General features: G+C 71.1%; 7 protein-coding genes. 4 read left to right on the top strand and 3 right to left on the bottom strand.

From position 1 onward, the window contains the following. Together IFT89_RS19285 and IFT89_RS19280 are read left to right on the top strand one after the other, a co-directional pair. On the top strand, positions 1-1,076 hold a 1,076-nt coding region (locus IFT89_RS19285; RefSeq protein WP_202939774.1), incomplete at its 5' end, for a thiamine pyrophosphate-dependent enzyme. 34 nt (positions 1,077-1,110) lie between these two features. Beyond that, on the top strand, positions 1,111-1,905 hold the full coding sequence (locus IFT89_RS19280) for an alpha/beta fold hydrolase (protein WP_307783556.1): 795 nt from the start codon (positions 1,111-1,113) through the stop codon (positions 1,903-1,905). 19 nt (positions 1,906-1,924) lie between these two features. On the opposite strand, the gene IFT89_RS19275 is transcribed toward IFT89_RS19280, so the two are convergent. From IFT89_RS19275 to IFT89_RS19265, 3 genes are all read right to left on the bottom strand, one after another. After that, a complete protein-coding gene (locus IFT89_RS19275; protein WP_124769729.1) occupies positions 1,925-4,195 on the bottom strand; it encodes an MMPL family transporter in 2,271 nt (756 codons plus the stop codon). Positions 4,196-4,273: 78 nt separating this feature from the next. Further along, positions 4,274-4,849, bottom strand: coding sequence for an isochorismatase family protein (locus IFT89_RS19270; protein ID WP_124769730.1), 576 nt, complete (start codon positions 4,847-4,849; stop codon positions 4,274-4,276). Between the two features lie 99 nt (positions 4,850-4,948). After that, positions 4,949-5,143, bottom strand: a complete 195-nt coding sequence (locus IFT89_RS19265) for a hypothetical protein (RefSeq protein WP_079707354.1) — start codon at positions 5,141-5,143, stop codon at positions 4,949-4,951. A 61-nt stretch (positions 5,144-5,204) separates the two neighbouring features. Between IFT89_RS19265 and IFT89_RS19260 the strand changes: the two genes are divergently transcribed. Both IFT89_RS19260 and IFT89_RS19255 read left to right on the top strand, forming a co-directional pair. Further along, complete coding sequence (locus tag IFT89_RS19260) at positions 5,205-6,068, top strand: endo alpha-1,4 polygalactosaminidase (RefSeq protein ID WP_124769731.1); 864 nt, start codon at positions 5,205-5,207, stop codon at positions 6,066-6,068. A 130-nt stretch (positions 6,069-6,198) separates the two neighbouring features. Then, positions 6,199-6,487: LysR family transcriptional regulator (locus IFT89_RS19255; protein ID WP_202939772.1), on the top strand; the 289-nt coding region annotated here is incomplete at its 3' end.

The following is a 6,487-nucleotide window of genomic DNA, read 5'->3' as shown; positions in this document are numbered from 1 at the left end:
TCATCCTGGCCGGGCGTGGAGCCTGGCTGGCCGACGCCGGACCCGTCCTCGGCGAGCTCGCCGAGCGGCTCGACGCCCACACCGCGACCACGGCGCTCGGACGCGGGCTCTTCGGTTCCAGCCCCCGTGATCTCGGGGTGGCCGGCGGCTTCGCGACGGAGCACGCCGCGAGGCGCATCGCCGAAGCAGACGTCGTGCTCGTCGTCGGCGCCGGCCTCAACCAGTTCACGATGCGGTTCGGCGAGGCCTTCGCCCACGATGCGCACGTCATCCAGGTCGACCTCGCCGACGCCCCGACGAATGCCAGGGTCGACGAGCTCATCCACGGTGACGCGGCCCTCGCAGCCGCAGGTCTCCTGGAACGGCTCGCCGACGGCGTGGGGTCCGGATGGGTCGCGTCGGCCGGTCCCGCCCGCCCCGCACCGCACCTCGACCGCGATTTGGGTGACGGCTCGTCCGGGGACGGACTGTGCGCGGACGGGCGCCTCGACCCACGAAGCCTCGCGCACCGACTGGACGAGCTGCTCCCGGCCGACCGCACGGTCGTGCAGGACGGCGGCCACTTCATCGGCTGGGCGCCGATGTACTTCGACATCCCCTCCCCCGACCGCCTCGTCATGGTCGGGACGGCGTACCAGTCGATCGGACTCGGGTTCCCGAGCGCCGTCGGTGCCGTGGCGGCCGGGCACACGGGCACCACCGTCCTCTGCACCGGCGACGGCGGCGGCCTCATGGCGCTCCCCGACCTCGACACCGTCATCCGCACGGTGCCGAGCGGCGTGATCGTGGTCTTCAACGACGCGGCCTACGGAGCCGAGGTCCACCAGTACGGCTCGCGTGGACTCGACCAGACCCCGATGCTCATCGACGAGGTCGACTTCGCCGCCCTCGCGCGCGCCTTGGGGGGCCAGGGCGTGACGGTCGACACGCTCGCGGACCTCGACGGACTCACCGACTGGGTCCACGCCGGGGCGCAGGGCGTCCTCCTGCTCGACTGCCGCATCTCCACGAGCGTCGTCGCCCCGTACCTCTCCGAGATGATGCAGCAGGGACCACGACCGGTCGCCGTCGACTGAGCCTGTGCGGCACCACCGCGGGTATCGTTGACGGGTGCTTCCTCAGCCTGCCCCGACCGCACCCACCTACGTCATGTCGACGGACGGCATCCGGATCGCGACGTACCTCCACGAACCGGCTCCGGGCACAGGCGACCTCGGCACGGTCATCGCAGTGCACGGCTTCGCCTCGAGCGCCGGACTCAACTGGGACCTCGCCGGGTGGACACGCACGCTCACGCGCGCCGGGTACCGCCTGCTGACCCTCGACCAACGCGGTCACGGAGCCTCGGACAAACCGACGGATCCGGCCGCATACCGCCTCGACATCCTCGTCGACGACGTCCTGTCCGTCCTCGACGGCTACGGCGTCGACGAGCCGCACTACCTCGGGTACTCGCTGGGCTCCCGGGTGGGTTGGCGGCTGGGCGTCCGGCACCCCGACCGCGTGCGCTCCCTCAGCCTCGGCGGCCTCCCCGAGGGCGACTCGCTCCGCGACTTCGACCTGGAGGCGGCCCGTCACCACGTGAGGACCGGGACGACGATCGCCCACGCCCTCACCGACACGTACGTGACGATGGCCGAGGGCGTCCCGGGCAACGACGTTGAGGCGCTCATCGCCCTGGTGGACGGCCTCCGTGGAGGACCGCAGCCGAGCACGGCCGAGGTGCCGCCACTGCCCATGTTGCTCGTGACCGGAGACGGCGACGCGGTCGCCGCCGGGAGTCGGCGGCTCGCCGAAGCCGCCAGTGCCCGTTACGTGGGGCTGCCCGGCCGCGAACACTTCAACGCGGTCTCGTCGCGGGCGTTCAAGGACGCCGTGCTGGCGTTCCTCGCTGAGCAGGGGTAACCGGTCGCGACCGCCTCGGTCAGGCCGCGTGCCGGTGCTCGACACGACCCTTCGCGAGCTTCGACGGCCACCAGATGGCGCTCCCGATGTCGTGGCTGAGGGCTGGGACGAGCAGCGTCCGGACGATGATCGTGTCGAGGAGGACCCCGAACGCCACGATGAATGCGATCTGCGCGAGGAACAGGATCGGGATGACGCCCAGCGCCGCGAACGTGGCCGCGAGCACGAGTCCGGCCGAGGTGATCACGCCACCCGTGATCGCCAGCCCCCGCAGCACGCCGGCCCTCGTTCCGACCCGCAGCGACTCCTCGCGGACCCTCGTCATGAGGAAGATGTTGTAGTCGATCCCGAGCGCCACGAGGAAGACGAAGCCGTAGAGCGGCACACTCGGATCCGCGCCCGGGAACCCGAGCACGTGGTTGAACACGAGCGCGGAGACCCCGAGGGCTGCCCCGAAGGACACCACCACGCTGAGGATCAGCAGCACCGGGGCGAGCACCGAGCGGAGCAGCAGCATGAGGATGAGGAGGATGACGGCGAGCACCACGGGGATGATGAGGTTCCGGTCGTGGATGGACGCGTCGTTCGAGTCGATGGCGGTCGCCGTGACGCCGCCGACCGGGGTGTGGGAGCCGACCTCGGCGTCGAGCGTCGAGCGCAACTGTCGCACGCTCTCCTCCGCCGACGCGGAGTCCGGTGCCGCGTCGAGCGTCGCCTGGAGCAGGATGCGGCCGTCGTCGACCGTCGGTTCGGCGGACGCCACCGGGGTACCCGGCGGCCCCGCGGCGGGAGCCGTGAACACCGCCTCCCCGTCGCTCACCGTCGCGTCCGCGGTGCCGGTCGCGGAGTCGCTCGACAGCACCTGGACGCTGTCGAGACCGTCCGCCTCCTCGAGGATGCCGATGACCTGCGCGGCATCGCCCTCCTGCGTGAGGACGTACACGGGGCTCGCCGAACCGGCCGGGAAATGCTCACCGAGGGCGGCCTGACCGTCACGGGCCTCGGAGGTGCCGAGGATGAGGTCGCTCTGGGCGACGCCGTCCGCCTTGAGCTGGAAGACCCCGAGGCTCGCGACCAGGAGGAGCAGGGTGCTCCCGATCCAGACGACGCGGGCGTGACGGGAGATGAGGCGGGCGATCCCACCCCACAGACCGGTGGTCGGCACGGCGGTGTCGTCGGTCGACGAGGCGCGCACACGGTGCTCGCTCCCGACCTTCGGGCGCAGCGGCCAGAACGAGGTGCGACCGCAGGCCAGCAGGAGCGCGGGCAGGAAGGTGAGCGCTGCGAGGACCGAGAAGACGATCCCGATCGAGGCGACCGGCCCGAGCGCCTTGTTCGAGTTCAGGTCGCTGAGCAGCAGGCAGAGCAGACCGGCGATGACGGTGCCGCCCGACGCGACGATCGGCTCGAACGATCCGCGGAGCGCAGCCCACGTCGCATCCCACCGCCGCTCGTGGTCGCGGAGCGCCTCCCGGTAGCGCGAGACGTAGAGCAGCGAGTAGTCGGTCGCCGCACCGATCACGAGGATGAAGAGGATGCCCTGCACCTGCCCGTTCAACAGGACGACGCCGGCCTTTGCGAGCCACCACACGGTGAGGAGTGCGGTGCAGAGGGCGAACAGCGAGGTGCCGAGCACGAGGAACGGGAGGACCGGCGAGCGGTACACGACGATGAGGATGAGGAAGACGGCGCCGAGCGCGGTCAGGAGGAGGATGCCGTCGATGCCGGCGAAGGCGTCGGTGAGGTCGGCGGTGAACCCTGCCGGGCCGGTGACGAAGACGTCGAGGCCCGCCGGGGCGGCTTCGGCGAGCTGTGCACGAAGGGCCTCGACGACGTCGCCGACCTCCGCGTCGCCGCTGATCGGGACGAAGACCTCGACCGCGTCGCCGTCCTCGGAGGGGATGGCCGGAGAGACGCCGTCGGCGACGCCCTCGGTGGAGGACAGGGCTGAGAGCTCGTCGTCGATCACCGCCCGGTCCTCGTCGGTGATCCCGCCGTCGCGGACGAACAGCACGAGGGCCGGGATGTCGTCACCCTCCCGGAATCCGTCGAGTGCCGTCTGCACCTCGGTCGCATCCGCGCTCGCGGGGAGGAAGCTCGTCTGGTCGTTGGTCGCGACCTCGCTCACCTTCCCGAAGTACGGACCGCCGACGCCGGCGGCCGTGAGCCAGAGGAGGATGAGGACCGCGGGGAGCAGGACCCGCAGCCACCGCGGCGCACCCGCACGGTCCCGCTGCTGCGTCCGGGTGTCCGCGTCCGTCTGCGTTCCGCCGTGTCGTCCGTGCGTCATGCGCGCGCCCCGTTCTCGCCCTGCTCCGAATAATATGCAGCTAGCTTACTATCTGCGTCGGGTGCCCGGCGACGGAGTTCAGGCGAGGACGACGACTCCCCCGGCTTCAGCGATCTCGGCGAGCGCCGCATCCCCGGCGGCCCGGTCGACGGGCGCGACGAGACCTGCGAGGACGCGGACCTGCAGGCCGTGCTCGATGGCGTCGAGCGCACTCCGGCGGACGCAGTAGTCGGTCGCGAGACCCACGACGTCGACCTCCGTGATTCCGGCATCCGTGAGAACCTCGTCGAGGCTCAGACCCTCGGGCGTCACGCCCTCGAAGATCGAGTATCCGTGGGCACCCTGGCCCTTGCGGATGTGGGTGTCGACGCTCTTGGTGTCGAGCGCGTGGTGGTACTCGGCGCCTGAACTCCCCGCGACGCAGTGCACCGGCCAGTTCGTCACGTAGTCGGGCTCTCCCGTCGCGAAGTGACCGTCGTTGTCGCCCTCGGCGTCGTGCCAGTCGCGTGAGGCGAACACGTGCGCGTAATCGGCCCCGTGCTCGGCCAACAACTGCGTGACCCCGGCGGCGACGACCTCGCCGCCGTCCACGCCGAGCGCACCGCCCTCGGTGAAGTCGTTCTGTACGTCGATGATGAAGAGCGCGCGCGCCACGATGCCTCCGGGTTGTCGTCGTCCCGCCTCGGTGGAGGTCGGTTCCATCGAGGGTAACGCCGGGGAACCGACCGGGTCAGGTGGTTGCGCCGTCGTGGTTCAGAGCCGACGTGCGCGCTCCTTGCGGCGGTCGAAGAACTGGAGACCGATGTTCACACCCATGACGACGGTGCCGAGGAGCATGGCGACGAGCCCGGCGATCCGGAACCCGACCGGCAGCTCCAGGAGCAACGCGAAGACGACCCCGAGCACGATGAGCGCGGCACCCGCGGAGAACAACACCAGATACTTCATGCCCCCAACGGTACCGGCTGAGCGGCGACCCCGGGACGGGACCGCGACCTAGGGTGGAGACATGACCCGTCTCCCCCGCCGCGCGCACCTACTCACCGCCGCGGGCGCCGCCCTCCTGCTCGCGGTCACCGCCGCCGGCTGCTCCACGTTCCCGAGCGGTGCGAGCTCCGACACCGGACCGACCCACTCAGCGGGTGGCTTCCCCACGGACGTCGTCTTCGACTACCAGCTCGGTGGCGGCTACGAGCCGGCGGCCGGCGTGGGCGGCGTCGCGCGCGACAGCACCGACTCCCCCGACCCCGACCGGTACTCCATCTGCTACGTCAACGGGTTCCAGAGCCAGCCGGCCGATCGCGAGGCCTGGCTCGCCGAGCCGGACCTGGTTCTCACCGACGACGCCGGCGAACCGGTCATCGACGAGAACTGGCCCGACGAACTCATCTTCGACCTCTCCACCGACGACCGTCGCGCGCGCATCGCCGAGCGGGTCGGTGCGAGCATCACCCGCTGCGCGGAGGCCGGCTTCGACGCCGTCGAGATCGACAACCTCGACTCGTACACCCGGTCCGACGGTCGGCTCACCGTGGAGGACGCGATCGCCCTCGCCACCCGGTACGCCGACCTCGCCCACGACGCGGGCCTCCTCATCGGGCAGAAGAACGCCGCCGAGCTCGGCACACGAGGACGGGACGACGTCGGGTTCGACTTCGCCGTCGCGGAGGAGTGCCACCGCTTCGACGAGTGCGCCACCTACACCGAGGTGTACGGAGACGCCGTGCTGGACATCGAGTACACGGACGACCTGCGCGGCACCTTCGACGAGGTGTGCGCCGATCCGCAGGTCCCGTTCTCCACGATCCTGCGCGACCGCGACCTCCGGACGGCCGACGACCCCGCCCACGTCTTCGACGCCTGCGCTCGGTAGGCTCCGGCAGGAGATCCGCCCGGGGCAGGAGCTTCCGCGGCGAAGCATCCTGCTGCGGGGTGAACCCCCGGCGCCCAGGCATCTCCAGCAGGTGTCGATAGCGTGGAGGCATGATCCGGACCCACGACGCATGAACCTGGAGCAATTGGAAGCGGTCGTCGCGGTCGTCGACTACGGCTCGTACGCCGCAGCGGCCGACGTCCTCCGGATCTCGCAGCCCTCGCTCACGAGACGCATCCAACGCTGCGAGACGGACCTCGGGCTCGCGCTCTTCACCCGGGTCGGTCGGCGCATGCAGGTCACCGACGCCGGCCGGTCCGTGCTCGGCCCGGCGAGGCGGATGCTGCAGGAGGCGAACGGGCTCCGCGCGCTCGCCGACGCCCAGCAGGCGCTCACCGCCGGCACGCTCCGCATCGGCG

Source organism: Plantibacter sp. CFBP 13570 (assembly GCF_014841395.1).
GTDB lineage: Bacteria > Actinomycetota > Actinomycetes > Actinomycetales > Microbacteriaceae > Plantibacter > Plantibacter auratus.
This window is presented reverse-complemented; position numbering and strand designations above follow the sequence as displayed.

Bases quoted from the DNA above. Each gene is read 5' to 3' on its own strand.
- IFT89_RS19275 (WP_124769729.1), bottom strand. From the start codon at position 4,195: ATGACGCACGGACGACACGGCGGAACGCAGACGGACGCGGACACCCGG.
- IFT89_RS19265 (WP_079707354.1), bottom strand. From the start codon at position 5,143: ATGAAGTATCTGGTGTTGTTCTCCGCGGGTGCCGCGCTCATCGTGCTC.
- IFT89_RS19260 (WP_124769731.1), top strand. From the start codon at position 5,205: ATGACCCGTCTCCCCCGCCGCGCGCACCTACTCACCGCCGCGGGCGCC.